Here is a 23,858-nt window from a genome sequence, read left to right as displayed (position 1 = left end):
CACCTGAGGGACTTTTTTGTTTTAGAACCAATATTAAATTAGGGCGCAACCAAACCGTATTCATTCAAAATCTGAAATCAAAATGTCTTTCCTCGGCAACCTGTTCAGCAAAGAAAAAAAAGAAACCCTCGATAGCGGCCTGCAAAAGTCGAAAGAGAGTTTCTTTGGCAAGCTGGGCAAAGCCATTGCCGGCAAATCGACTGTAGACGATGAGGTGTTGGATAGCCTAGAGGAAATTTTGATTTCTTCGGATGTAGGCGTAGATACCACCTTAAAAATCATTCAACGCATTCAAGCAAGGGTGGCCAAAGACAAATATCTGGGCACTTCAGGGCTAGATTCAATCCTAAAGGAAGAAGTGGCCGCTTTGCTTTCTGAAAACAATGCAACCGATACCCGCGACTTCGAAATACCCAACACCGCCAAGCCATATGTGTTGATGGTAGTAGGTGTAAATGGTGTGGGCAAAACAACTACCATTGGTAAGCTATCTGCTCAGCTAAAAAAGAATGGCAAAAGCGTGGTGTTGGGTGCAGCCGATACATTTAGGGCCGCTGCTGTAGACCAGTTGAAACTTTGGGGCGAGCGGGTGGGCGTGCCCGTGATCGCCAAAGGAATGAATACCGACCCTTCTGCCGTTGCTTTTGAAGCCGTGCAAAAAGGGGTTGAATTAGGTGCCGATGTAATCATTATCGATACTGCCGGGCGGCTTCACACCAAAGTGAACCTGATGCAAGAACTCTCGAAAATAAAACGGGTGATGCAAAAAGTAATTGCAGATGCCCCCCACGATGTGATGTTGGTATTGGATGGCAGCACGGGGCAAAATGCCGTGATTCAAGCGAGAGAGTTTACCAAAGCCACCGATGTAACTTGCCTTACCATTACCAAGCTGGATGGCACCGCCAAAGGCGGGGTTGTCATTGGCATATCTGATGAGTTTAAAATTCCCGTTCGCTACATTGGTGTAGGTGAAAAGGTTGACGACCTACAAACATTCAACAAGACGGAGTTTGTGGATTCGCTTTTCCGCAAACGTTAAAGTTTATTTTTTTTTGCAGGCTTTTTCCAAGCAAACCGCCAAAACAATTGGTAATTGAAACCCCAATAGGGTGCTTCTTCAATGATGCCATAGCCAGGCATATCATACGCATTAAAATTGGTGGCACCCGAAGTGGAGGGAGCAAATTTTAAGTGTGCTGTGTAGCCCATCCAAAATTCTTTGTACACTTTTATTCGCAAGCCTGTAGTAACCTCCAACCACGACCCAGATACATTTCCATTGCTTAAACTTTGTGAAAAGGGTTGAAAAATGGGATAAGTCGGTTGGTTGGTGTACTGCACACTCTCCGAAAAAGTAGCAAGCCCATAGCGCAACCCCAAAAAAAACATATTCTTTTCAGGATCCTTCAACAGGAAATTTACATCGGCACCAATGCGCAAATAGTATCCATCGTTTTTATATTGCCCTGAGGTGCGTAGGATGGGATTGGCAGGGCTGGTAATCAATTGGAAATTATCAAGCGATTGGTTGGTGGCCCAATAGCCATAATCCACCGTAAAATAGTAGCGCGAAAGATCGGTATCAAAGTTCAGCTCCCATCCTTTAAACGAGTGGTCGCCACCGCGCACAAGTGAAATAACATCCGTGCCAACACGTAAGCCAGTGGGAAAATATTTATTCTTTACCGTATCAACTTTTATTCTTTTGGGGGAAGGTGTTTCTTCGGCAGGCGTAGTGGTTTGCGCCCGAAGCGAAATTGAAAATAACAAAATCAGCAACGAGCTAAAAAAATATCTGAACATTGCTGGTATTTTTTAAGAGACGATCATTGACCAGCTTGTAGCCAGTTTGCCCATACGATGAGTCATCCACTTTCAAATCTAAAAAGTAAACAAAGGCGCCACATTTGGAAGATATTATCCTTGTTTCGTTGGCATAAGAAAGTGTAATAAATTCTGTAACCGTTGGGCTATTGGCCTGACGGCCCTTCCGTACAAAAGTGTATTTGATAGAAGGTTGATTAGGGTCTATCGGAAGTGTAAGCGAAGCGGCACTTATGTTTGCGGCAAATAAGGTATCCTTGCCACCTACTGCTATTTGAATAGATTGAAATGAAAGTACAGTATCCACAACCGATCGGGCATTGGTCTGCGAATTCAACTTGGTTTGCTTAAAATCAATTTTCACTTCCATGGTGGCCGTCACAATGCAGTCTGGTTCGGTAAAGCAAGCACTGATGAGCCCTACCATGGCAACCATCATCAATAATGTCGAAAAAGATTTCATTTTAAGAAGGCAAATATACTTCAAGCACTGTGCCAACAATCCTAGCTGCGCGCGTATTTTTTGTAAATTTGCCTTCTTATTCTAAGAAATTGAAAACGAAAGGCACCAAAAAGACCAAAGTCAATATTGTGACGCTGGGTTGCTCTAAAAATCTTGTGGATTCTGAAGTGTTGTTGACGCAGTTAAAAGGCAACGGCATTGATGTAACCCACGAATCCAAAAAAGACGATGCCAACATTGTGGTCATCAACACGTGCGGTTTTATCGACAACGCGAAGCAAGAATCTATTGACACCATATTGCGCTATGTGGATGCCAAGCAAGAAGGATTGGTAGAGAAAGTGTACGTAACGGGTTGCCTTTCGCAGCGCTATAGTCAAGATTTGGAAAAAGAGATTCCGGCCGTGGATGCGTGGTTTGGTACCCGCGATCTATCGCGTTTGCTGAAACAACTTAATGCAAATTACAAACATGAATTGGTGGGCGAACGCATACTCACCAACCCAAGCCATTTTGCATATTTGAAAATCTCCGAAGGCTGCGATCGACCTTGTTCGTTTTGTGCCATCCCGCTCATGCGGGGAAAACATGTTTCTCGTCCGATTGAAGAGCTGGTAGTAGAAGCAAAAAATTTGGTCAAGAACGGTACAAAAGAATTGCTGTTGATTGCGCAAGATTCGACCTACTACGGTTTGGATATTTATAAAAAGCGTAACCTTTCTGATTTACTCAAACATCTATCCGATGTAGAAGGCATTGATTGGATTCGCCTGCATTATGCTTTCCCAACGGGCTTTCCGCTGGATGTATTGGATGTAATGGCCGAGCGAAGCAACATTTGCAAGTATTTGGATATTCCTTTGCAACATGGCTCTACCGAAGTATTGAAGATCATGAGGCGTGGCACTACACGGGAAAAAACGGAGGAGTTATTGCAAACCATTCGCGCAAAAGTGCCAGCCATTGCCATTCGCACTACGTTGATTGCCGGACACCCTGGAGAGACCGAAGAACGTTTTAATGAAATGATGGAGTTCGTGGAGCGCTCGCGGTTTGATAGAATGGGTGTATTCCCGTATTCGCACGAAGAAAATACGCATGCCTATTCGTTGACTGATGATGTGCCTGCCGAGGTAAAACAAGAGCGCGTAGATGCGCTTATGGAATTGCAGCAAGGAATTTCCCTGGAATTAAATCAGGCCAAAGTAGGTAAGACTTTTAAAGTATTAATCGACAGAAAAGAGGGAGGAAGTTTTGTTGGTCGCACGGAGTTTGATTCACCCGAAGTGGACAACGAAGTAATTCTGGATGGCACCAAAAACTATTTGCGTGTGGGAGATTTTGTTCAGGCAAAAGTGAAAAGCGCAACGGAGTTTGATTTGCTGGCAGAAGTCGTTTAGGAATTTTTAACAAATACAACCGCTCATCCAAAAACTTTAAAGCGATGTCAATCGTTAATTGCGATTATGCCTTTTAATCATCTGATTTGTTGCTGATATGACCACTCGAAAGATTGACTTTTCAGACACCCGCGCCTTTAGTTCTTTCTTTCTTGATTACATCCAACAAAAAGATTCACTCAAAAAATTCTATGGGCGGTTTCCTTCGTTAGATAATTTTGGCGACCAACTAAAAGACAAGGCCTCTTTTTCACAAGCGAAACGAACATTACTGGCCGATGTGCTGACAAAACAGTACAGTCAACTAACCATCAGCGAAAGTGTAAGAGCAAACATCGATTCATTACGCAATAATAAAACCTTTACCGTAACGACAGGTCATCAACTGAATGTTTTTACCGGTCCGCTCTATTTCATCTTCAAGATTGTTACCGTCATCAATGCGTGTAAAGCACTCAAAGAAAAATACCCGGCTTATCACTTTGTGCCCCTTTACTGGATGGCCAGCGAAGACCACGATTACGAAGAGATAAAATCGTTTCGGTTGTATGGCACAAAGTACATGTGGCAGACCGAGCAACAAGGTGCAGTCGGTAGGTTTGAAACCAAAGACTTTAAAAATCTGATCAATCAATTGCCGGGCGATGTAAGTGTTTTTAAAACCGCGTACGAAAAAAATAAAACATTAGCATCTGCTGTCAGGCAATATGTGAATGCATTGTTTGGTGCAGAAGGGTTAGTGGTGGTGGATGGTGACGATCGTCAACTGAAATCGTTGTTTACCAAAGTAATTCAGGATGATTTGTTCAATCATTCTGCAAAGAAAGTAGTGGATCTGGCCACACAAGAATTGCAATCGCTGGGGTATCACACACAAGTGAATGCCCGCGACATCAATTTGTTTTATTTAGATGATGGGGTTAGAAGCAGGTTGGAACGTGAAGGCGATACGTTTAAAGTAGTGGATTCTACCCTTTCATTTTCAAAATTGGAAATCGAAAAAATGATTTTGGCTGAACCCGAAAAGTTTAGCCCCAATGTGGTGCTACGACCGCTCTACCAAGAAATGATTTTGCCCAACCTAGCCTATGTGGGTGGGCCTGCTGAGTTGGTGTATTGGCTACAACTGAAGGGTGTGTTCGAGTTTTTTCAAACGCCTTTCCCTGTTTTGATACCTCGCAATTTTGGATTGGTGGTGGATGCGCCCACGCAAAAGAAATTTTCGAAAACAGGATTAGACATTAAAGATTTATTCCAAGAGAAAAATTACTTGTTCAATCATTGGGTAGCCAATAACAGTCAGCATGATCTATCGCTTGGTAAACAGATGCAATCGCTTCAAATCTTATTGACCGAAATACAAAAAAAAGCCACCGCCATTGATAGCACGCTCACGAAATTGGTTGCGGCAGAAAATCAACGTGCGCTTAACGGATTGGAACGCATCGAAAAGAAAATGCTGAAAGCTGAAAAGCGCAAACACGAGGAAAAACGGAAACAGATCGAATCTGTGAAAGATGCACTGTTCCCCAATGATAGCTTGCAAGAGCGCACCGATAACTTTCTAAACTTCTACCAAAGCGATCCGGCCTTTATTCAAAAGCTGTTGGCTGCATTTGATGCCTTTGATTTTCGATTTAACGTGTTGATGAATGACTAAGGCCGAAGCCCGAAAAGAATTTATTCAAAAAAGGCAAGCTTTATCCGAAGGCGAGTTTCAAAATCTAAATCTGCAGCTTTATAATCATTTTTTTGCACAGGTTGATTTGTCGTTTATCAAGTGTCTCCATGTTTTTTTACCCATAGAGGGAAAACGAGAGCCTGACACGTGGCAGATTATTGATCGCATCAGGAGGGAGTTTCCGCACATCCGCATTATCATTCCCAGAGTTAAAGATGATGAACTAGAAAATACTTATTTCGAAGGATATCATCAACTTAAAAAAAACAAATGGGGCATATTGGAGCCTGAACAGGGTGTACCCGCGCCTACTGAAAAAATAGACATGGTACTGGTGCCACTGTTGGCATTTGACAAAGTAGGCCACCGTGTGGGTTATGGAAAAGGTTTTTACGACAAATTCTTAGCCGAGTGTCGAATCCGTTGCCATCGAGTAGGTATTTCTCTTTTTCAACCCATCGACATGATTGAGGATGTTGGCGAAGACGACATTACGCTCACGCACTGCCTAACGCCTTCGGGCGTATTGAAATTCAACCTTCTTTAAACCGATGAATCAGGCAATGAAACAAAACGAGTTTGATAGGACCGACAAATTTTACTGAGTGATTTTCTTTTTTAAGAAAAAAGTAATGATGTAAGCTAAAGAACCGATGAAAGGCACAAACGCAGATATTAAAAGCCATGCTACTTTTTCAAAGGATGTTATTTGCCTTTTGAGAACAGTAAAAAAAACAAATACTAATAATGAAACATTTGCAATAACCATGACCTGCCACAGTACTAGACTTGAAGGAGAATTTATTAATTGCATAAACTATTTTTTAGGTGGCGCAATAGATCCTTTTGGATTTCCCCCGGAAGTCCCCGTTGTTCCAATCACTTGACTCGTAAAGCTGCCTCCCATACTAATGTTTTGAGACCAAAGATTGAGACCGCCTTCGACAAACAAATAATAATCAATAGAACCATAAATAGTATATGATATACTTGTATCAGTTACGTTTACACTAAAGTTTGACTGCGAATAAGTAGCCCCCAAAGTTGCCCCTGTCATAGTACTCGAAATATTATTAACCGAGGCAAAACTCATTCCGCAATAATTATAATTTGTAAAGGATGTAAAGGTTATTGAACTCAAAATCCCTGCTGATACCTGTTGTGTGTAAACTGCATTCAGCGGATTAGCGCAAGTTGCTAAGTTCGAAGAACTATTCTGCGCTATCCTTGCATTCGAATGTACTGACTTTGAGGGTTGCTCCTTGAATAATCTATTTGACAAAAATAGTTTGGCTTCCGCTACAGAGTTAAATTTTAAAGGAGTAATTCCCTTAGGTATTGAAGAAATCTCAATTCTCTTTAAATTAAACTCTTTTGCAAGTTCCGCTATATCTGATTTCTTTATCTCTAAACTTTTATCGGCACAAGCAACGAATATAAGAAATGAAAGAACAATAGATTTTGTTTTCATTAGATTTAATGTTAGTGAAGTAAAGCTAAGAAATTTATTTGAACTTCTAAACTTCTAATTAAACTGTTATAACTGTTATAATATTTTTGGCTCTTGCTGGCTCAAACAATGAAACGAGCCAAGACCCCATATGATATCCGTAGAATCTAACCCAATCACTTTTCTATCCGGAAAGCATGATTGAAGAATAGTCAATGCTTTATCATCGTTTTTATCTCTGAAAGTCGGAACAACTACGTATTTGTTGGCAATATAAAAATTAGCATAAGACGCTGGCAACCTTTGGTCATCATAAACAACGGGAGCGGGCATGGGTAACTCAACGATGTTTAGCTGGTTACCATTTTCTAAACGAAGTGTTTTCAATTCCTTAAGGTTGTCTTGAAGAATTTCGTAGTTATCATCATTTCTATTTTCCTCCACAATCGTTACCACCGTATCACTATTTACGAACCGGGTAAGATCATCAATGTGACCATCGGTATCGTCTCCGATAATGCCATCGCCCAACCAAAGGATGTGATTCACTCCATAATAATTAGTCAGGTACTCCTCAATTTGCGACTGATTCAAATGCGGGTTACGATTAGGATTAAGTAAACAAGCGCGTGTGGTTAATAGCGTTCCCTTTCCGTTAAATTCTACTGAGCCTCCCTCCATCACAATACCAGGATGCACTACTGGTATGTTAAAATGCTTTGCAATCAACGTAGGAATCACATCATCTAAATCAAAGGGAGGATACTTTCCGCCCCACGCGTTATAGCCCCAGTCCACGATCATTTTCTTTTTCTCCGTTGGGTTAATCAAAAATGCGGGACCGTGGTCGCGGCACCACGCATCGTTAGTCGGGTGAAAAAAGAATTGAATGTTTTTTAGATCCGCGCCCACTTTTTCCAAATGAGAAACAGCAAACTGCTTCATCTTCTCATCCAGCAAATTGATGTTCACCTTTTCGCCTTCAGCGACCTGCTTGATAAACTGTGCATACACCGGAAAAATAGTATCAATTTTTCCTGGCCAAGAGGCTTCTTTGTGCGGCCAGCTTAGCCATGTAGCGGTGTGTGGAGCAAATTCTGCGGGGAAGTGGTAGCCGAGTTCTTTGGGAGTCTTCATGAAGGAAAGTTGGCAGTCTGCAGTTGGCAGTCTGCAGTCGATGGCCTTACCTGCCTACTGCTGTCTGCCTACTGCCGACCTTTTAGGTTAGTCTTCGTCAATAAATCTCTTAGTGATCGGCTGATACGAATCAATTCGTCTGTCGCGCATGAAGGGCCAGTGCACACGCACGCTATCGGTTTTATTCAAATCAATTTCAGTAACGTTTACTTCTTCACTTTCGTGGGATGCTTTGTAAAGAATAGTGCCTAGTGGATTGGCAATAAATGAGCCCCCCCAAAATTTCATCGCACCGTTTTGTTCGAAGCCTACTCGGTTCACGCTCACTACATGTAAGCCATTGGCTACAGCATGACTACGTTGAATGGTTTGCCAAGCATTGTACTGCTCTGTATTGGTGGCTTCGTCTTGCGAAGTAGCCCATCCAATAGCGGTGGGGTAAAACAAAACTTCAGCACCCATCAAGGCTGTAATGCGAGAAGCTTCCGGATACCATTGATCCCAACAAATCAACACCCCAATCGTGGCGAACTTGGTTTTAAAAACTTTGTATCCCAAATCACCCGGAGTGAAATAAAATTTCTCGTAGTACGATGGATCATCAGGGATGTGCATTTTGCGATACTTGCCTAAGTACGCACCATCTGCATCTAGCACCGAAGTAGTGTTATGATAAATTCCCTGCGTTCGTTTTTCAAATAGGGAGGCAATGATTACTACTCCCAATTCTTTTGCCAATGATGAGAGCGAATCGGTAGAGGGGCCTGGTATGGCCTCGGCTAGATTGAAGTGATCGTAATCTTCAACATCGCAGAAGTACAATGAGGTAAAAAGCTCTTGCAGGCAAACTATTTGCGCTCCCTTGCTAGCAGCTTCGCGAATTTTCTCCTTTGCCTTCTGTAAGTTTTCAGAAGGGTTTTTGGTGCAGCTCATTTGCACCGTTCCGATTTTAACTGGTTTGCTCACGTAACCTTAATTTAAAGGCGCAAAGTTAAAGGTTAGCGTTAAATTTCTGCATTAATTTTTTAGTCATTCGAGCCTTTCAGGTTAGCATCCAAAAATTTCAAAACCTCTTCGGAAGCTTTGATATTGTTTTCCTTTTTCACAAATCCGTGGCCTTCATCGGGGAAAATAACATATTCTACTTTCACACCATTTTTACGTGCGTTCGCCACAATCTCATCGGACTCTACCTGAAGTACTCTTGGATCATTACTGCCCTGCAATACGATGAACGGCTTGGTGATTTTATCTGTGTGGAAGAGTGGTGACTTCGCATAAAGCGCCACGGAATCAGCAGAGGTAGGATCTCCAAGCTCGGTATACAAAGCCTTGCGTTGTGCCTCCCACCAAGATGGAATGCTGCGCAATGTTCGGATCCAATTGGTCACCCCAAAAAGATTTACACCCACTTTGAATTCTTCGGGAGCAAATGTGAGGGCAGCCATTACCATATAGCCACCATAGCTTCCGCCATAAATTCCGATTTTGTCTGCATCGATATAGGGCAACGAAGCCAATAGTTTTTTTGATTCAACACAGTCACGCAAATCTTCGTTGCCATGTTTGCGATCATCAGCAGCAAAAAATGTTTTTCCGTAGCCCGAGCTTCCGCGATTGTTAACCGCCAGCACGGCATAGCCATGATTGACTAAGTGCTGAAGCGCAGCCGAATAATTTAAACGAGTTTGTCCGCCTGGGCCTCCATGAATCCAGAGTAAGGCAGGCACCTTTTGGCCTTCTTTGATTCCTTTGGGTTTATAGAGCAGGCAAGGAATCTCCAGCCCATCAAACGATTTGAACCGCACCACTTCGCCAGCGACCAAATCGTTCAGGTCAATCTCTTTAGTCATCGTATTAGTCAATTGCTTCACCTCTTTGGTGTCGAAATTATAGACAAACAAATTACTGGGCGATTTTGAACTACTTACGTAAAAGGACATCAATTTCTCGCTATCTGAAATATTGACACCCGTGATGTCTCCTTCGGGCAAACCTTCTACGGAAACGAGTTTTCCTCCGTCTTGCTCATTATAAATTTTAATCTCTGTGCGAGCATCGTTATTGATGGCCACTACCCGATACTTTCCATTTCTAGATAAGTACGCATACATGATGTCCCAAGGCGCTTCCTCTACTTTTTTCTTTTCGCCAGTGGCAATATCATAGCTGGCCAGGTACATGAATTCGCTGCCCTCATCGGTAAGGTAAAAAAGCGTCTTACCGTCCAAACTGAAATACTGAGCATTGTATTGCGCATCACCTTCGTGTTTGGTAACCAGGTTTAGTTTTCCTGATTGCGTATCGAGCAGATACATGTTTGAATTATTGGTCGATATGGTTTCACTCAGCGCGATATAGCGATCATCGTTCGACATCACATCGGGGTTCAATCCTTTTTCATTCTTGTACACCAGCGTAGTGGGATACACTTTTGTTTCGCCTCCAGCAATTTGCACGTTATACAAATCAAAAAATTTCTTATCCCGACTATTAGACGTATAGTACATTAACTTTCTGTTGTAGCTCCAACCACCAAATTGTGCTTTGGCTGTGCTGTCTTGAATCAAATCAACAACGGAACCATCTTGGTTACGGACATACAGATGATTGATTTCATTTCCTCCTTTGTCGCTGGTGTAAAGCAATCGGTCATCGTTTGGAAAATAAGACTGACTGAAAACAGCATTGTCGGTGGAGGTTGTCAGTTGCTTTTCTGCTCCAGTTTTCAAATCGATTTCGTAGGCATTGAAAATGCCTGTAGCCCGACTGTTGTACACAATCTTGGTTTCATCTGGTGAAAACGAACCACCGTTGATTTGAACAATATCCATAAACTGATTAATGGAATATTGTTTCAAGGTTTCTTCTTTTGGCGCGTTGCAATTGAAGAAGATAACAAAGCAAACCGGTAGAAAGGATAGGCGTTTCATAATAATTGATTTTTCTAAGAACGAAGGTAATAAGAATTAGATCAACAATTGCCCAGAAGAACATCGGATGGTCATTCACCTGCGCCAGCGGGCAAGGGATAGTAGCGAAAAAGCCCGCTAAGGGCGGAATGTGCGGGGAGCGGACTTGTAGCGGATAGCCTGGTGGCTGCATCGCCTCGTGCAGCCAAGCCCCAAATCAAAAAAGACTTACTACTTTCGATTCGCCAAATACACACCACCCAAAATGGCCGCCATGCCAATGAAATGGCCCAGATATAGTTTCTCCCCGTCCAGCACGCCCCACATCACTGAAACAATTGGCATAACATAAGTGACCGAAGCAGCAAACAGGGGCGAAGAAATTTGTAAAAGTTTGTTGAAGATAAGATTGGCCACTGCTGTGCTCATCAAGGCAAGGATAATGATATAGCCCGCGGCCTGCCACGCACCTGGCTGCTCTATTAATTTGACTGTGAAATCGGTAAAGCTCAATAAATACACAAGAGCAAACGGCCAAATCAACAACAAGGAAACGCTGGTGACAGTAAGCGAACCCAAGCCTTCTACTTTATATTTTAAGTAGTTAACGTTGGTACCGTATAGCGCACAAGCCAATACAACCAACAAGGCATAGCCGTTGAATCCACCAATCGCGCCATCTGCCCGCGCCAGGGCAAGTATGATGGCACCTCCAAAAGAAATAAGTAAACCCACGATGGCAAATCCGCGAAAGCGTTGATTGAAAAAAAGCACGCCCATAACCACTGCCCAAACGGGTGAAAGCGTATTCAAGATTCCAGTCACTGAACTTTGCAAACGCGTTTGCGCGAGCGCAAATAAAAAGGCAGGAATAAAAATGCCCATCATGCCCGAAAGAAACAATTTGAAATGATCCCCCTGTTTCAGTTCCTTCCATCGCAAGAAGGCAAATGGCATTAGAAAAATCGAAGCAGCGGCCACGCGCAGCGAACCCACCTCTGCCGGTGAAAAGACTTTCAGGCCTTGTTTAATGAGGATGAACGAAGTGCCCCAAATCAACGCCAACAAAATCAATAGAAAGACGGCTGTACCTTTTTTGTTTTCTGACATCTGAAATCTAATTAAGCCCTTTCAGCCTATCGCGTATGGCATTCAGTGAAATGCTATCAATTTCTGATTTGTCATAGATAGCAATAAGAAAAATTTCTTTATCAATTATTTGAACATAAGTGATAACACGAGCACCACCTGATTTTCCTTTTCCTTTGGATGTAATTGCTAATCGTACCTTAAAGCAATTCGAACCTAAAGGAGTTCCAGATTGTGGATTTTTAGCTAATGATTCGAATAGGGCAGAAATATCTTTTTTGATGGAAGGATACTTTTTTGAAAGATTCTTAAGTTCTTTTTCAAAAGGCGGTGTAGGGACAATCTTAAAGCTCATCGAGCAATTCGTTAATCGACTTGGCCTTCACTTTACCTTTTTTATAATTATTTATGAACCCAACTGACTCCTCAATATCCGTCAACAACTGTTTTTCCTTTAAGGTGATTTTTTGCTTGCTTGGGTCAATCACTTCCACGAAAGACATTTCATTAAGCAACTCTTTCAAAAAAGGAACCTTACTTCTTTTTTTAATATTTAGTATTAGCTGAGTCATAATTATGTGAACAAAGGTAATAATTTATAGGGATGTTATTGAAAAGGGAAAGCGCGAACGACTAAGCGATAACCTCTTGTGGAAAATAAACATCCGCAACCTCGTTCAGGATTTGATTCACATCTTCAATAGTTGGTGCCTCCACCAACTGCATTCTAAAGGGCTTGAAGTCAGGTACACCTTTAAAATAATTGGTATAGTGCCTACGCATTTCAAAAATGCCAAGTTTGTTTCCTTTCCAGCGAATGGAGAAATCTAAATGTTTGCGTGTTACATCAATGCGATCGGCAATCGTGGGCGCAGGCAGATGCTCACCTGTTTTGATAAAGTGTTTGACCTCGTTGAAAAACCAAGGTGCCCCAATAGCTGCGCGACCAATCATCACGCCATCTACGCCATAACGGTTTTTATATTCCACAGCCTTTTCAGGTGAATCGATGTCGCCATTGCCGAAAATCGGAATGTGCATGCGCGGGTTTTCTTTGATTTTTCCGATCAACGTCCAATCGGCAGAACCTTTGTACATCTGCACACGCGTGCGGCCGTGAACGGTCAGTGCTTTGATACCAATGTCTTGCAAACGCTCCGCCACCTCCACAATATTTTTTGTGTTGTCGTCCCAGCCTAAGCGGGTTTTTACCGTTACGGGCAAGTGGGTGGCCTTCACAATATCGGACGTCATCTGCACCATTTTAGGAATATCTTGCAGCAGCGCGGCACCTGCTCCGCGACAAGCCACTGCCTTTACGGGGCAACCATAGTTGATGTCGATCAAATCAGGATTCACTTCGGTGGCGATCTTAGCCGACTCCACCATATTGCCAATGTCTCCGCCAAAAAGTTGAATGCCAATGGGGCGTTCGTATTCAAATATGTCGAGCTTTTGCCGGCTCTTAGCGGCATCGCGAATCAAACCCTCTGACGAAATAAACTCGGTGTACATCAAATCGGCACCACCCTCTTTGCACACGGCACGGAAGGGGGGATCGCTCACATCTTCCATGGGTGCGAGCAACAGCGGAAAATCTCCTAATTCTATGTTTCCGATCTTCGCCACGTTTGATTATTCGTTTAAAAACAGCGTTGTTTGCGGTTTAGCTGAAATCCAAAAGACAAAATTAATATTATTTAACAGAAGCATGGCTGGGGAGATTGAAAAAAGACCAGTTTGGTTAGTACTGCTGGCTATACTGCTTAGCGCTTTTATCGGCACATTAGTAGGTGCGGGAATCGGGAGTTTGGTCGGTTCACTTTTTTATACGGATAAAGGCGATTTTATGATGGCTGCGGCCACCAGCCAATATACTCCTGAAATGAAAGTACCCATCTTGGTTATGCAGGGTATCACCTCATTTTTTGGACTATTGCTAGCTCCATTCCTTACTTTTAAAGCACTGACTCAAAATGGAATCAAAAGCTTTAGCAATCAAAAACTGAAATCAAGCCTTTTGCTGTTGTGTTTTTTTATCATGCTTGCATTTATCGTGGTAGATTCTGCTGTCATTGAATGGAATAAAAATATTGTGTTCCCGGATTTTTTAAAATCATTTGAAACATGGGCACGGAGCTATGAAGAACGGCTAGAAGCGCTCACCAAAATGTTTACACAATTTACCAGCTTTGGCGATTTTGCCGTTGCCATGATTGTGGTAGGTGTAGGAGCAGGCGTGTGCGAAGAGTTTTTATTCCGAGGCGTTATCCAAAATGAATTGATGCGTGGAACAAAAAATATCCATTTATCGATATGGGTAGCCGCGTTTTTATTTAGTGCCATTCATATGCAGTTTTTTGGGTTTGTACCCCGCATGCTCTTGGGCGGATTGTTTGGTTATCTTTATCATTGGTCGGGCAATTTGCTGGTGCCCATGTTTGCGCACTTTGTAAACAATGGCTTTGCTGTTTTGATGATGTATTTGCATCAGTTAAAAATAGTAAATATGGACTTGGAAAAAGAGGAAGCTGCTCCTTGGTATGCAGTGATTGTTTTTGCCGTGATTGCTGCTTCGCTTCTTTTCTTATTCAAACGGAAATCTGAAGAACCTAAAACTGCTTTTTCTTGAACGCGACACCTAAAAAATTCAGTAACCTACCCCAGCGATTGACCACTGCACTATTGGGTGCGGCTGGTGTCATCTTTGGAATTGTTTATAGCGAATGGACGTACCTAATTGTGTTCTTCATTATTTTCTTTTTGTCGCTGCGTGAGTTTTATAAGTTAGTGGGTTTAGATGGCATGGTGCCTCAAAAAACATTTGGCATGATTTGCGGCATGACTATTTTCTTTCTTTCTTTTTTTATTGAGCGCGGGACAATCTCCTATCGTTACTACTTTATTTTTTTTCCCCTGCTCTCATGTGTGTACATGATTAAACTTTATAAAAAGTTTGAGCGCAAGCCTTTCACCAACATTGCCTTTACTTTTTTAGGGATTTTTTACATAGCCGTTCCGTTGGCACTCATGCACATCGCTGCTTTCGAAAATGGTAAGTACAATTTCGAAATTGTTTTTGGTTGCTTGTTCATCCTCTGGGCCACCGACACAGGTGCTTATTTTGCCGGCAATTTTTTCGGCAAACGAAAATTGTTCGAACGTATCTCGCCAAAAAAATCGTGGGAGGGAGTTTTTGGAGGGGCGGCTTTGGCTATTGCCATGGCATTTGCGATGGCTTACTTTTTTAAATCTCTTGAACTTTGGCAATGGCTATCCATTTGTGGCATTATCATCGTGGGCGGAGTGTATGGCGATTTGGTGGAGTCGTTGCTCAAGCGCAGCATTGAAATTAAAGACTCAGGCACTAGCTTGCCCGGTCATGGTGGTTTCTTAGATCGATTTGATGGTTTGTTTATCTCCGCTCCATTTATTGTGGCGTTTTTGGAGATTTTTTGAATATTTGATTTACTACCGATTCACTAACTCACACCTGATGGCCTTTGCTTACATATTGCTGAGGATTTCTCCAGCTTTTATTAGTGTTTCATCACCCTTTGCGAAACAAAATCGCAATAGCTTTTGATCGGTTCCATCTTTGTAAAAAACCGACACGGGAATAGGTGCCAGCTTTTTCTCTTTCGTCATCCAAACGGCCATCTCTGTTTCAGTTAAGGCAGAAATGCCCTCATAGGAGAGCAATTGAAAGTAACTTCCGTGGCAAGGCAATGGTTGAAAAGAAGATCCTTTGATTTGTTCTAAAAAGAAATCTCGCTTTTGTTGATAGAATTTGCCGAGGGCTAGATAATGATCAGGATTTGTCATGTACTCTGCCAACGCAAACTGCGTAGGTGTGTTTACACTGAAGGTAATAAACTGGTGTGCCTTTCTTATTTCAGTCGTGATCTCAGGAGATGCGACTGTATAGCCAACTTTCCATCCAGTGGCATGAAATGTTTTTCCAAATGAGAAGACAGCGATGCTTTGCTTCGCAAGTCCCGGATACTTTAATATACTTTCGTGTTTTTTGTCATCAAAAATAATTCGTTCATACACCTCATCGCTCAACACCAATAAATTGTTTTTCAATGCAATGTATTGAAGCTCTTTTATATCGGCTTCAGCTAAAATAGAACCCGAAGGATTATGCGGTGTATTCACCATTATCATTCGTGTCTTGGAGGTGATGACATTGCGAACGTGTTGCCAATCGATCAAAAAATCAGGTGCCTTTAGATTGATATGAATGGGGATGCCTCCATTCAATCGGATGGCTGGATCGTAACAATCGTAAGAAGGGTCAAAAACAATAACCTCATCACCCGCTCTAACCAATGCTGCAATCGTAGCAAAAATGGCTTCGGTTCCACCGGCTGTTACCGTCACCTCAGTTTCAAAATCCGTTCTGCGTTGGTAGGTTTTCTCTACTACTTCAGCAATAACTTTTCGCAGACCTGGCACACCCGGCATGGGCGCATATTGATTATGGCCAGCCTTCATGTTTTTGTGGATCAGGTCAACCAAAACTTCTGAGACCGGAAAATCAGGAAACCCTTGGGAGAGATTAATAGCATTGTGCTCCGATGCCAGTTTCGACATCACAGAAAAAATAGACGTGCCAACTTCGGGTAGGCGCGATTGAATGTTCATGTGATTATTTCCTTAGCGGAGCCAATATCCGATACTCCGTATCCACATCGCCTTTGCTGATATCTGACAGCTTGCCTTTTAGCATTTTCTTCTTCAGCGGAGTTAAGTAGTCGATAAAAAGTTTGCCTTCAATATGGTCGTATTCGTGTTGAATGATGCGCGCTTTCATGCCGTCAAATTCTTCTTCATGTTCCACCCACTCTTCATCCAAATAGCGGATACGCAATTTATCTTTACGCCATACATCTGCACGAATGTTGGGAATGCTCAAGCAGCCTTCTTCAAAATCCCACTCTTTTCCTTCCTCCTCTAGGATAATGGGATTGATGAATACCTTCTTAAAATCTTTTAGCTTCGGTTGCTCTTCGAGCACCGAGGCATCGACAACAAAAAAACGAATGCTCTTGCCAATCTGCGGTGCGGCCAAACCAATGCCACTGGCTGCGGCCATCGTTTCAAACATATCTTGGGCAAACGCCTTTACATCCATTTCCCCCTTTGCAATCTCTTTCGCTTTCTTGCGAAGAACGGGGTCGCCATACATTACAATCGGGTAAACCATGCGTGTCAATAATTGCTCAAAGTTAGGGAGAAATTATAACCGTTCTAATTTTTCTTGCCCTGCATATAATCTTGCAAAATCAGCACCGCACTGATTTTATCGGCTTGGCCTTTCACCTGGCGATCTTTCTTCTTCATGCCACCCATGATCATGGCTTGTTGGGCAATGGAGGTAGTGAAGCGTTCGTCTATGGTTACAATCGGCTTGGTGGGAAAAGATTTTTTAAACTGCTCAATAAACAGGCGAACATTAGGAGCCGTGGCAGAATCTTGATTGTTTAATTGCTTGGGCAAACCAATCACCACTTCGCCTACCGCTTCTTTTTCGAAGTACGTTTTCAAATATGGAATTAGCCTAGCTGTTTCTACAGTTTCCAACGCTGTCGCGATAATCTGCTGCGGGTCAGTCACTGCTAAGCCAGTGCGCTTTGTTCCGTAGTCGATGGAGAGGATGCGTGCCATTTTTACAATTGGATGAGTTTAAGTTGCTTCATTCTTTCTTTTATAAGTTCCTGATAGCGAACTTTTGTTTCGTCCTCCAAAAAGCTTAAATCCAAAAAATGAAACCACTTTGAAGCCGACTCATTGAATTTACGAAAGATAGTACTCTTCACTTTTGTGTCTAGCCTAAAATGATTCATTGACTCTTCAAAATCCTCCATCTTCAATTTTCTTTTTTTTCCGTTGAGGGTCAGCGCCAATTCTTCATCATCTCCTATTACCACCAAAGCGGTGGCCACCATGTCATAAGCCGGAGCTAGGGTGTAGCCTGATGCTGGTTGTTGAATAAGCGAGAAGTTTTTCAAGTGCATATCGGCATTTCCCGTAAGAAAAGAAAAAACAACTTGTTCAAAAAAATTGATGATATCTAAACCTGGATGAGCCGAGTATTTTATAATTGCTTTACCTATTTGCTCGTACGACCCACGGTATTTGTGTTCTGTCAATCGTTCTGTCAATTGACACATGTCTTCCATGTGGATTTTTTTTCCATCAGTAGTTCTGTCAATGCGTTTGGTGACATGCGCGAGTTTTCCAGATTGTAAACGAAACAGCGCGTGTGGCACACTAATAAGTTTACCGATCTCTGCCAAGTGCATAGTTAGATCTTCCAATTCTGGCAATTGCGAATAGTTTGCCGAAGGCAGTTTCAAGATATAGCCTCCCCACAAATCAACGATGGTAAATTTAGTTGGATTGTTTTTCTCGATTTGCTTCTCAACATGTAGTGAAAGTTTTGCTTGTACTCCTGTAATCGCAATCTGATTTTGAATGATTCGCTTGGCAAGTTCAACGAGTTGATCTTCGGTATATGAAAAATCGGGTGCTAATCTTTTGCCAAAGAACTTCTTGCTGCACGCCTCGTGATAGTCGCCCGCAGAATCTAACTCTTGATAACAATAAAGGCACCGCTTCATTTTATTCAATTACTTTTTCTTCTACCACGCTTACGGCACCAATGCAATCTTTACAACAGGCAAGCAACAAGCCCATTCGGTCGCGGTCATCTAGTTTCCAATTTTGTTCGGCAATCTCAAGTAGCCAACCCTCCGGAATCAGTCCATCAAAAAAGGGAAACAGCACTTGACTTTTGTACGGCTTATTGGATAATGGCAGGGTAAAACTTATCGGATTTGGATTAGACCCTTTTAAATAATTATTATCGTAGCTAAAGGAGTAGCCCTCCTCATCTTCAACCAATCTTCCCGCAAAGTCATCGCCAAAAAAAATCTTAGCTGCCCTCATATGTTAACTTTCTTCTATTAACTGGCACGGGACCGAGTTCTTGTCCAAATAATTTCAGCACCTGATTCACTTTGTCCATGCGAAGGGTAGTTTTTCCTTGCTCAATTTCTCTGACGAACCGGAGACCAACTCCCGCTTTTGCGGCTAATTCGGGTTGAGTCAAATGAAGGCTTCTTCTTTTGGACTTTACAAATTCAGCTAAATTCAATGATTCAGGATTCACTTTTATACCCTAAAGGGTGCAATATAAATCAATATTATAAAAATATACCCTATTGGGTATAAAAAATAAAATTTGAATATAATTATACCCGATTGGGTATCAAAAGAGGTAAATGAATTTTGTACACTACACTGCTTGCCGCCTATTTCTCTTTCGCCCTATTCCAATACACATCCATCTCTGCTAAGCTCATTTCCCCCATTTTCTTGCCGTCTTTAGCCGATTCGCTTTCCAAGTATTGAAAACGCTTAATGAATTTTTTATTTGTCCGCTCCAGTGCTTCTTCTGGGTCGAGATTGATAAATCGAGCATAGTTTACTAAAGAAAAAAGCAGATCACCAAACTCTGCCATTACTTTCTCTTTATCGATTGTCTCCACAGATTTGCCCTCAAACTCGCGTTTGAATTCACTCATCTCCTCTTCCACTTTTTCCCACACTTGTTCTTTGCGTTCCCAATCAAAACCCACACCCCGCGCTTTGTCTTGTATTCGAATGGCCTTGACCAATGCGGGCAGTGATTTAGGCACGCCTTCCAGCACGGATTTGTTTCCGGTGCGCAATTTTATTTTCTCCCAATTTTCTTTCACCGCTTTTTCATCGTCTGCCTTCACATCGCCATATACATGCGGATGCCGTTCAACCAACTTATCGCAAATCGCATTCAGCACATCGGCCATGTCAAATGCTTTTAACTCCGATGCGATGCGTGAGTAAAAAGCCAAGTGCAACATCAAATCGCCAAGTTCTTTCTTTACTTCTTGCAGGTTGCCTTCCAAGATTGCATCTGATAACTCGTATGTTTCTTCAATCGTAAGGTGGCGCAAACTCTCCAAGGTTTGTTTTTTATCCCACGGGCAGTTTTCGCGCAGTTCGTCCATTACGGTGAGGAGCCTGTCAAAGGCTTTCAACTTTGCTTCGCGGTTAAGGTCGGGGGCAGAAAGTGGTTGGGGCATGTTTATTATTTACGATTTTGAAGTACAAGGTACGATTACCACTAGAAAATAACGAGTCAGCAAAAAACTTTGCAGTCAAAAGAGTTGTTTATCTTTGCAGACCTAAAAGTGTAAGTCGTACAATTTAAATCAAAACTAGAAAATGACTGTCTTCCTATTAACACTCGGAGTTTTCGCACTCTTCTTTTTATTGATGTCGGTACGATTACTATTTATTAAAAACGGAGAATTCCGAGGTACCTGTGCCACACAAAGTCCGTTTTTAGCAAAAGAAGGAATTACCTGTGGCTATTGTGGCAAAGTAGTTGGGGCTGGCGAAGCGTGTGGTGATCCGGAAAAGGCTGCAACTGTAGACTTGCCAGAAATCAAGAATGTAAGGTAAAACCCCAACTATTCTAACTTATAGATAAGTCAGAGAGTTCTTTTCCAATTTCTCTTATTCCCTTTAAAATTTTTTCTGTTTGAGTGGCCGAAGGTTTCTTCCTGCCTTGCACGTAATGTGACAAAAGTGTTGGGTTCATCGAAATTCTATCTGCCAAGAACTTTGCGTTGATGACCCGGTAGAATTGAAAGAACTGTTTTAGCTCTATCTCTAGTTTAATGTCTCTTTCACCAACTTCCATTCCATCGTCTTCAAAATAAAGATTAAGCGCTTCAACTATATTTTTTGAAAGCTCCATCATTGTTTTGCCTGTTGTGAATACGGGGTAATCAACAGCATAAGCAGAGAATCCCGTTTTGGTTTTCTCTACTTTCACTGCCACTTTTTTTCTAACTTTTTGTACCATCATTCTATTTTCTCAATCCTGCTTGCTTAAGAAGTTTCTTTTCAAGTCCCGTACCAACTTCGTTGCTGCCATGGTTCGGGAAAATAATTGTACCAGATTTAACTTTGTGTCTCATTTTTATGTGAGAACCTTTTTGAGATGCTGGATACCAACCATCTTGGGTTAACATTCGGTACAATTCCGAGCTTTTCATTCTTTGTCATTTGCGAGTTGTTATCAACAGTTTAAAAAATGGTGTTCAAAGGTAAATAATTATATACCTCAAAACAAACAAGATTAATACATAAATTCGCGTTTAATATTTTAAAAATGACTTTAATCAAATCTATTTCTGGCATCCGTGGCACCATTGGTGGCAAGCCAGGCGATTCTCTTACTCCGGTCGATACAGTGAAATTTGCTGCCGCTTTTGGCACCTGGGTAAAATCTAGAAAAGGCAAAAAGATTGTAATCGGCCGCGATGCTCGGCTCTCAGGCGAAATGGTGAGCAATCTGGTTAGTGCCACGTTGCAAGGGCTGGGTATTGATGTGATTGATTTGGGATTGTCTACTACACCCACAGTAGAAATTGCCGTACCCATCGAAAAAGCGGGTGGCGGAATTATTCTCACCGCCAGCCACAATCCCATTCAATGGAATGCACTAAAGCTATTAAACGAAAAGGGCGAATTTATTTCTGCGGAAGATGGTGCCAAGGTTTTGGAAATCGCGCGTGAAGAAAGTTTTGATTTTGCACCTGTGGAAAAACTGGGCAAATACGAACACAAAAAAGGCTACATCAAAAAACACATCGAACTGATTTTAAAAAATAAGTTGGTGGATGTGAAGGCCATCAAAAAAGCGAAGTTCAAAATTGTGATAGATGCGGTTAACTCTTCAGGGGGCATTTGTGTTCCCGAGTTATTGGAAGCGTTGGGTGCGAAGAAAATCAAAAAATTGTATTGCGACCCCACTGGCAAGTTTCCGCACAACCCAGAGCCACTTCCTGAAAACATTAAAGCCATCTGCACAACCGTGAGGGTGGAGGGATATGATTTGGGAATAATTGTAGACCCGGATGTAGACCGTTTGGCATTGGTATGCGAAGATGGAAAGCCCTTTGGGGAAGAATATACATTGGTGGCGGTTGCTGATTATGTGTTACAAAATAAAAAAGGCTTGTCCGCCAAAGGTTCACTGAAGGCGGGAAATACAGTTTCCAATTTGTCTTCCACCCGTGCTTTGCGCGATGTAACTGAAAAAGCGGAAGGGACTTATACTGCTGCTGCCGTTGGCGAAGTAAATGTGGTGAACGAAATGAAACGGGTAAAAGCCGTGATTGGTGGCGAAGGCAATGGCGGTGTTATTTTTCCAGAGCTGCATTATGGCCGCGATGCGTTGATGGGCATTGCCTTGTTCTTGACTCATTTAGCGAAATCAAATCTGTCAGCTTCTGAGCTCCGTAAAACCTATCCAGAGTATTTCATTTCCAAAAACAAGATTGAGCTAACCCCTCAAATTGATGTTGATAAAGTGCTGGTTGACGTAAAAGCGAAATACCAAAACGAAAAGATAAATGACATCGATGGGGTAAAGATTGATTTTGAGCAGGCGAAAGAATGGGTGCATTTGCGCAAATCGAACACTGAGCCGATCATTCGCATCTATGCCGAATCGCAAAATGAAAAAAAGGCGGATGAGTTGGCGAAGCGGATTATCGAAGATATTAAGCGTATTGCTAAACTTTAATAAAACCGCTCACACCCTCCAAAGAATTTCTAATCGTTACCTTTGCCTTTCAATTTTTTGATGAATGACTGACCGCTACAACCAAAGAGGTGTTTCTGCTTCCAAAGAAGATGTGCATCAAGCCATCCAAAAATTAGACAAAGGACTTTTTCCAAAAGCATTTTGCAAAATCGTGCCAGACTTGCTGGCGAATGACCCGGCCTATTGCACGGTGATGCATGCCGATGGCGCGGGAACAAAATCTTCGTTGGCTTATCTCTATTGGAAAGAAACGGGCGACTTATCAGTATGGAAAGGAATTGCGCAAGATGCCATCATCATGAACGTGGATGATTTGCTTTGCGTTGGGGCTACAGGCCCTATCTTGCTTTCATCTACCCTTGGCCGCAATAAAAATAAAATCCCGGGTGAGGTCATCAGCACCCTCATCAACGGCACAGAAGAAGTGTTGGCCATGCTACGTAGTCATGGCATGGACATCATCAGCACCGGTGGTGAAACGGCCGATGTGGGCGACTTGGTAAGAACCATTATTGTGGATAGCACCGTGGTGGCACGCATGAAGCGATCTGATGTGATTGACAACAAAAATATTCAAGCGGGTGATGTAATTGTAGGGCTCGCCTCTTATGGTCAAGCAACATATGAAAGCGAATACAACGGGGGCATGGGCAGCAACGGACTTACCTCTGCACGGCACGATGTTTTTGCAAAAGAATACGCCCAAAAATTTCCTGAGTCGATTGACCCGGCCGTTCCGCTTGATTTGATTTACGCAGGCAAATATCAATTGACGGACAAACTTAATAACTCACCTTCTGGCTCGCCTTTGGATGTAGGTAAGCTAGTGCTATCGCCTACACGCACCTATGCGCCTGTGATGGTAAAGGTATTGAACGAACTGCGAAATCATATTCATGGAATTGTGCATTGCAGTGGTGGTGCTCAAACAAAGATTTTACACTTTGTAGATTACCTGCATGTAATTAAAGACAACTTGTTTGAAATTCCACCTTTGTTCAAACTGATTCACGAGGTAAGTGGAACGGATTTAAAAGAGATGTACCAAGTCTTCAATATGGGCCACCGTATGGAGATTTATTTGCCGCAAAAGTTTGCGCAGCCGATCATCGATATTGCTCAATCATTTGGTATTGAAGCAAAAATTATTGGCAGGGTTGAAGCCTCAGAGAAAAAACAAGTGACGATAAAAACGGAGGCAGGGGAATTTATTTACAATTGATTTCT

Annotated in this window: 29 protein-coding genes; 9 read left to right on the top strand and 20 right to left on the bottom strand. The window is 42.3% G+C overall.

The window, feature by feature from the left end; all coding sequences use genetic code 11:
* The first annotated feature begins 82 nt into the window (after nucleotides 1–82).
* Nucleotides 83–1,042 carry a signal recognition particle-docking protein FtsY gene (gene ftsY, locus KA713_12940; protein ID UXE65382.1) on the top strand — a complete coding sequence of 320 codons (960 nt, stop codon included), beginning with the start codon at nucleotides 83–85 and terminating at the stop codon, nucleotides 1,040–1,042.
* On the opposite strand, the gene KA713_12935 is transcribed toward ftsY, so the two are convergent.
* Nucleotides 1,039–1,806: a hypothetical protein gene (locus KA713_12935; protein ID UXE65381.1), complete on the bottom strand. Its 768-nt coding sequence runs from the start codon at nucleotides 1,804–1,806 to the stop codon at nucleotides 1,039–1,041. The genes ftsY and KA713_12935 overlap by 4 nt on opposite strands.
* The gene (locus KA713_12930) at nucleotides 1,787–2,290 is read right to left on the bottom strand and encodes a hypothetical protein (GenBank protein ID UXE65380.1); all 504 of its coding nucleotides are present in this window, start codon (nucleotides 2,288–2,290) and stop codon (nucleotides 1,787–1,789) included. The genes KA713_12935 and KA713_12930 overlap by 20 nt, the downstream gene beginning before the upstream one ends.
* Nucleotides 2,291–2,379: 89 nt before the next feature.
* Between KA713_12930 and rimO the strand changes: the two genes are divergently transcribed.
* The 3 genes from rimO (at nucleotide 2,380) to KA713_12915 (ending at nucleotide 5,918) form a co-directional block, all read left to right on the top strand.
* A complete protein-coding gene (gene rimO / locus KA713_12925) occupies nucleotides 2,380–3,690 on the top strand; it encodes a 30S ribosomal protein S12 methylthiotransferase RimO (protein ID UXE69123.1) in 1,311 nt (436 codons plus the stop codon).
* Nucleotides 3,691–3,787: 97 nt separating this feature from the next.
* Nucleotides 3,788–5,350 carry a bacillithiol biosynthesis cysteine-adding enzyme BshC gene (gene bshC / locus KA713_12920; GenBank protein UXE65379.1) on the top strand — a complete coding sequence of 521 codons (1,563 nt, stop codon included), beginning with the start codon at nucleotides 3,788–3,790 and terminating at the stop codon, nucleotides 5,348–5,350.
* Nucleotides 5,343–5,918 (top strand): 5-formyltetrahydrofolate cyclo-ligase, encoded by a 576-nt coding sequence (locus KA713_12915; protein UXE65378.1) that lies wholly within the window; start codon nucleotides 5,343–5,345, stop codon nucleotides 5,916–5,918. Before bshC ends, KA713_12915 begins: the two co-directional genes overlap by 8 nt.
* A 51-nt stretch (nucleotides 5,919–5,969) precedes the next feature.
* Here the strand turns inward: KA713_12915 and KA713_12910 are convergent, their stop codons facing one another.
* The 9 genes from KA713_12910 to dusB all read right to left on the bottom strand — a co-directional run bounded on the left by KA713_12910 (nucleotide 5,970) and on the right by dusB (nucleotide 13,588).
* Nucleotides 5,970–6,185: a PLDc N-terminal domain-containing protein gene (locus KA713_12910; GenBank protein ID UXE65377.1), complete on the bottom strand. Its 216-nt coding sequence runs from the start codon at nucleotides 6,183–6,185 to the stop codon at nucleotides 5,970–5,972.
* 3 nt (nucleotides 6,186–6,188) lie between these two features.
* Nucleotides 6,189–6,842: a hypothetical protein gene (locus KA713_12905; GenBank protein UXE65376.1), complete on the bottom strand. Its 654-nt coding sequence runs from the start codon at nucleotides 6,840–6,842 to the stop codon at nucleotides 6,189–6,191.
* Between the two features lie 75 nt (nucleotides 6,843–6,917).
* Nucleotides 6,918–7,958, bottom strand: coding sequence for an agmatine deiminase family protein (locus KA713_12900; protein UXE65375.1), 1,041 nt, complete (start codon nucleotides 7,956–7,958; stop codon nucleotides 6,918–6,920).
* Nucleotides 7,959–8,045: 87 nt separating this feature from the next.
* Nucleotides 8,046–8,891 carry a carbon-nitrogen hydrolase gene (locus tag KA713_12895; protein ID UXE69122.1) on the bottom strand — a complete coding sequence of 282 codons (846 nt, stop codon included), beginning with the start codon at nucleotides 8,889–8,891 and terminating at the stop codon, nucleotides 8,046–8,048.
* Between the two features lie 92 nt (nucleotides 8,892–8,983).
* On the bottom strand, nucleotides 8,984–10,891 hold the full coding sequence (locus KA713_12890; protein ID UXE65374.1) for a S9 family peptidase: 1,908 nt from the start codon (nucleotides 10,889–10,891) through the stop codon (nucleotides 8,984–8,986).
* Between the two features lie 210 nt (nucleotides 10,892–11,101).
* Nucleotides 11,102–11,980, bottom strand: coding sequence for a DMT family transporter (locus KA713_12885; GenBank protein ID UXE65373.1), 879 nt, complete (start codon nucleotides 11,978–11,980; stop codon nucleotides 11,102–11,104).
* A gap of 7 nt (nucleotides 11,981–11,987) precedes the next feature.
* The gene (locus KA713_12880; GenBank protein UXE65372.1) at nucleotides 11,988–12,314 is read right to left on the bottom strand and encodes a type II toxin-antitoxin system RelE/ParE family toxin; all 327 of its coding nucleotides are present in this window, start codon (nucleotides 12,312–12,314) and stop codon (nucleotides 11,988–11,990) included.
* Nucleotides 12,304–12,531, bottom strand: a complete 228-nt coding sequence (locus KA713_12875; GenBank protein ID UXE65371.1) for a hypothetical protein — start codon at nucleotides 12,529–12,531, stop codon at nucleotides 12,304–12,306. Before KA713_12875 ends, KA713_12880 begins: the two co-directional genes overlap by 11 nt.
* 61 nt (nucleotides 12,532–12,592) lie before the next feature.
* Nucleotides 12,593–13,588 carry a tRNA dihydrouridine synthase DusB gene (gene dusB, locus KA713_12870; protein UXE65370.1) on the bottom strand — a complete coding sequence of 332 codons (996 nt, stop codon included), beginning with the start codon at nucleotides 13,586–13,588 and terminating at the stop codon, nucleotides 12,593–12,595.
* Here dusB and KA713_12865 point away from each other — a divergent pair.
* A complete protein-coding gene (locus KA713_12865; protein ID UXE65369.1) occupies nucleotides 13,569–14,591 on the top strand; it encodes a CPBP family intramembrane metalloprotease in 1,023 nt (340 codons plus the stop codon). The genes dusB and KA713_12865 overlap by 20 nt on opposite strands.
* Nucleotides 14,588–15,418, top strand: a complete 831-nt coding sequence (locus KA713_12860; GenBank protein UXE65368.1) for a phosphatidate cytidylyltransferase — start codon at nucleotides 14,588–14,590, stop codon at nucleotides 15,416–15,418. The genes KA713_12865 and KA713_12860 overlap by 4 nt, the downstream gene beginning before the upstream one ends.
* Before the next feature lie 48 nt (nucleotides 15,419–15,466).
* Here the strand turns inward: KA713_12860 and KA713_12855 are convergent, their stop codons facing one another.
* The 7 genes from KA713_12855 to mazG form a co-directional block, all read right to left on the bottom strand.
* Nucleotides 15,467–16,609 carry an aminotransferase class I/II-fold pyridoxal phosphate-dependent enzyme gene (locus KA713_12855; protein ID UXE65367.1) on the bottom strand — a complete coding sequence of 381 codons (1,143 nt, stop codon included), beginning with the start codon at nucleotides 16,607–16,609 and terminating at the stop codon, nucleotides 15,467–15,469.
* Between the two features lie 4 nt (nucleotides 16,610–16,613).
* Nucleotides 16,614–17,171, bottom strand: a complete 558-nt coding sequence (locus KA713_12850; GenBank protein ID UXE65366.1) for a peptide deformylase — start codon at nucleotides 17,169–17,171, stop codon at nucleotides 16,614–16,616.
* A 44-nt stretch (nucleotides 17,172–17,215) separates the two neighbouring features.
* On the bottom strand, nucleotides 17,216–17,632 hold the full coding sequence (gene ruvX, locus KA713_12845; GenBank protein UXE65365.1) for a Holliday junction resolvase RuvX: 417 nt from the start codon (nucleotides 17,630–17,632) through the stop codon (nucleotides 17,216–17,218).
* A 2-nt stretch (nucleotides 17,633–17,634) separates the two neighbouring features.
* Nucleotides 17,635–18,588 (bottom strand): HipA domain-containing protein, encoded by a 954-nt coding sequence (locus KA713_12840; protein ID UXE65364.1) that lies wholly within the window; start codon nucleotides 18,586–18,588, stop codon nucleotides 17,635–17,637.
* A gap of 1 nt (nucleotide 18,589) precedes the next feature.
* On the bottom strand, nucleotides 18,590–18,916 hold the full coding sequence (locus KA713_12835) for a HipA N-terminal domain-containing protein (GenBank protein ID UXE65363.1): 327 nt from the start codon (nucleotides 18,914–18,916) through the stop codon (nucleotides 18,590–18,592).
* Entirely contained in the window at nucleotides 18,903–19,124 is a 222-nt protein-coding gene (locus KA713_12830) for a helix-turn-helix transcriptional regulator (protein ID UXE69121.1), read from the bottom strand. The genes KA713_12835 and KA713_12830 overlap by 14 nt, the downstream gene beginning before the upstream one ends.
* 157 nt (nucleotides 19,125–19,281) lie before the next feature.
* Nucleotides 19,282–20,094 carry a nucleoside triphosphate pyrophosphohydrolase gene (mazG, locus tag KA713_12825; GenBank protein ID UXE65362.1) on the bottom strand — a complete coding sequence of 271 codons (813 nt, stop codon included), beginning with the start codon at nucleotides 20,092–20,094 and terminating at the stop codon, nucleotides 19,282–19,284.
* Nucleotides 20,095–20,236: 142 nt separating this feature from the next.
* Here mazG and KA713_12820 point away from each other — a divergent pair, with 142 nt between their 5' ends.
* Nucleotides 20,237–20,476 (top strand): hypothetical protein, encoded by a 240-nt coding sequence (locus KA713_12820; protein UXE65361.1) that lies wholly within the window; start codon nucleotides 20,237–20,239, stop codon nucleotides 20,474–20,476.
* Nucleotides 20,477–20,489: 13 nt separating this feature from the next.
* On the opposite strand, the gene KA713_12815 is transcribed toward KA713_12820, so the two are convergent.
* Together KA713_12815 and KA713_12810 are read right to left on the bottom strand one after the other, a co-directional pair.
* Nucleotides 20,490–20,885: a hypothetical protein gene (locus KA713_12815; GenBank protein UXE65360.1), complete on the bottom strand. Its 396-nt coding sequence runs from the start codon at nucleotides 20,883–20,885 to the stop codon at nucleotides 20,490–20,492.
* A 1-nt stretch (nucleotide 20,886) separates the two neighbouring features.
* Nucleotides 20,887–21,075 carry a type II toxin-antitoxin system HicA family toxin gene (locus tag KA713_12810; protein ID UXE65359.1) on the bottom strand — a complete coding sequence of 63 codons (189 nt, stop codon included), beginning with the start codon at nucleotides 21,073–21,075 and terminating at the stop codon, nucleotides 20,887–20,889.
* 116 nt (nucleotides 21,076–21,191) lie between these two features.
* On the opposite strand from KA713_12810, the gene glmM reads away from it, so the two are divergent.
* Complete coding sequence (gene glmM / locus KA713_12805; GenBank protein UXE65358.1) at nucleotides 21,192–22,610, top strand: phosphoglucosamine mutase; 1,419 nt, start codon at nucleotides 21,192–21,194, stop codon at nucleotides 22,608–22,610.
* A gap of 64 nt (nucleotides 22,611–22,674) precedes the next feature.
* On the top strand, nucleotides 22,675–23,853 hold the full coding sequence (locus KA713_12800; protein ID UXE65357.1) for a phosphoribosylformylglycinamidine cyclo-ligase: 1,179 nt from the start codon (nucleotides 22,675–22,677) through the stop codon (nucleotides 23,851–23,853).
* The last annotated feature ends 5 nt before the right edge of the window (nucleotides 23,854–23,858 follow it).

Source organism: Chryseotalea sp. WA131a (genome assembly GCA_025370075.1).
GTDB lineage: Bacteria > Bacteroidota > Bacteroidia > Cytophagales > Cyclobacteriaceae > ELB16-189.
Note: the sequence above shows the minus strand (reverse complement) of the source record. Positions and strands in the feature narration are given on the sequence as shown.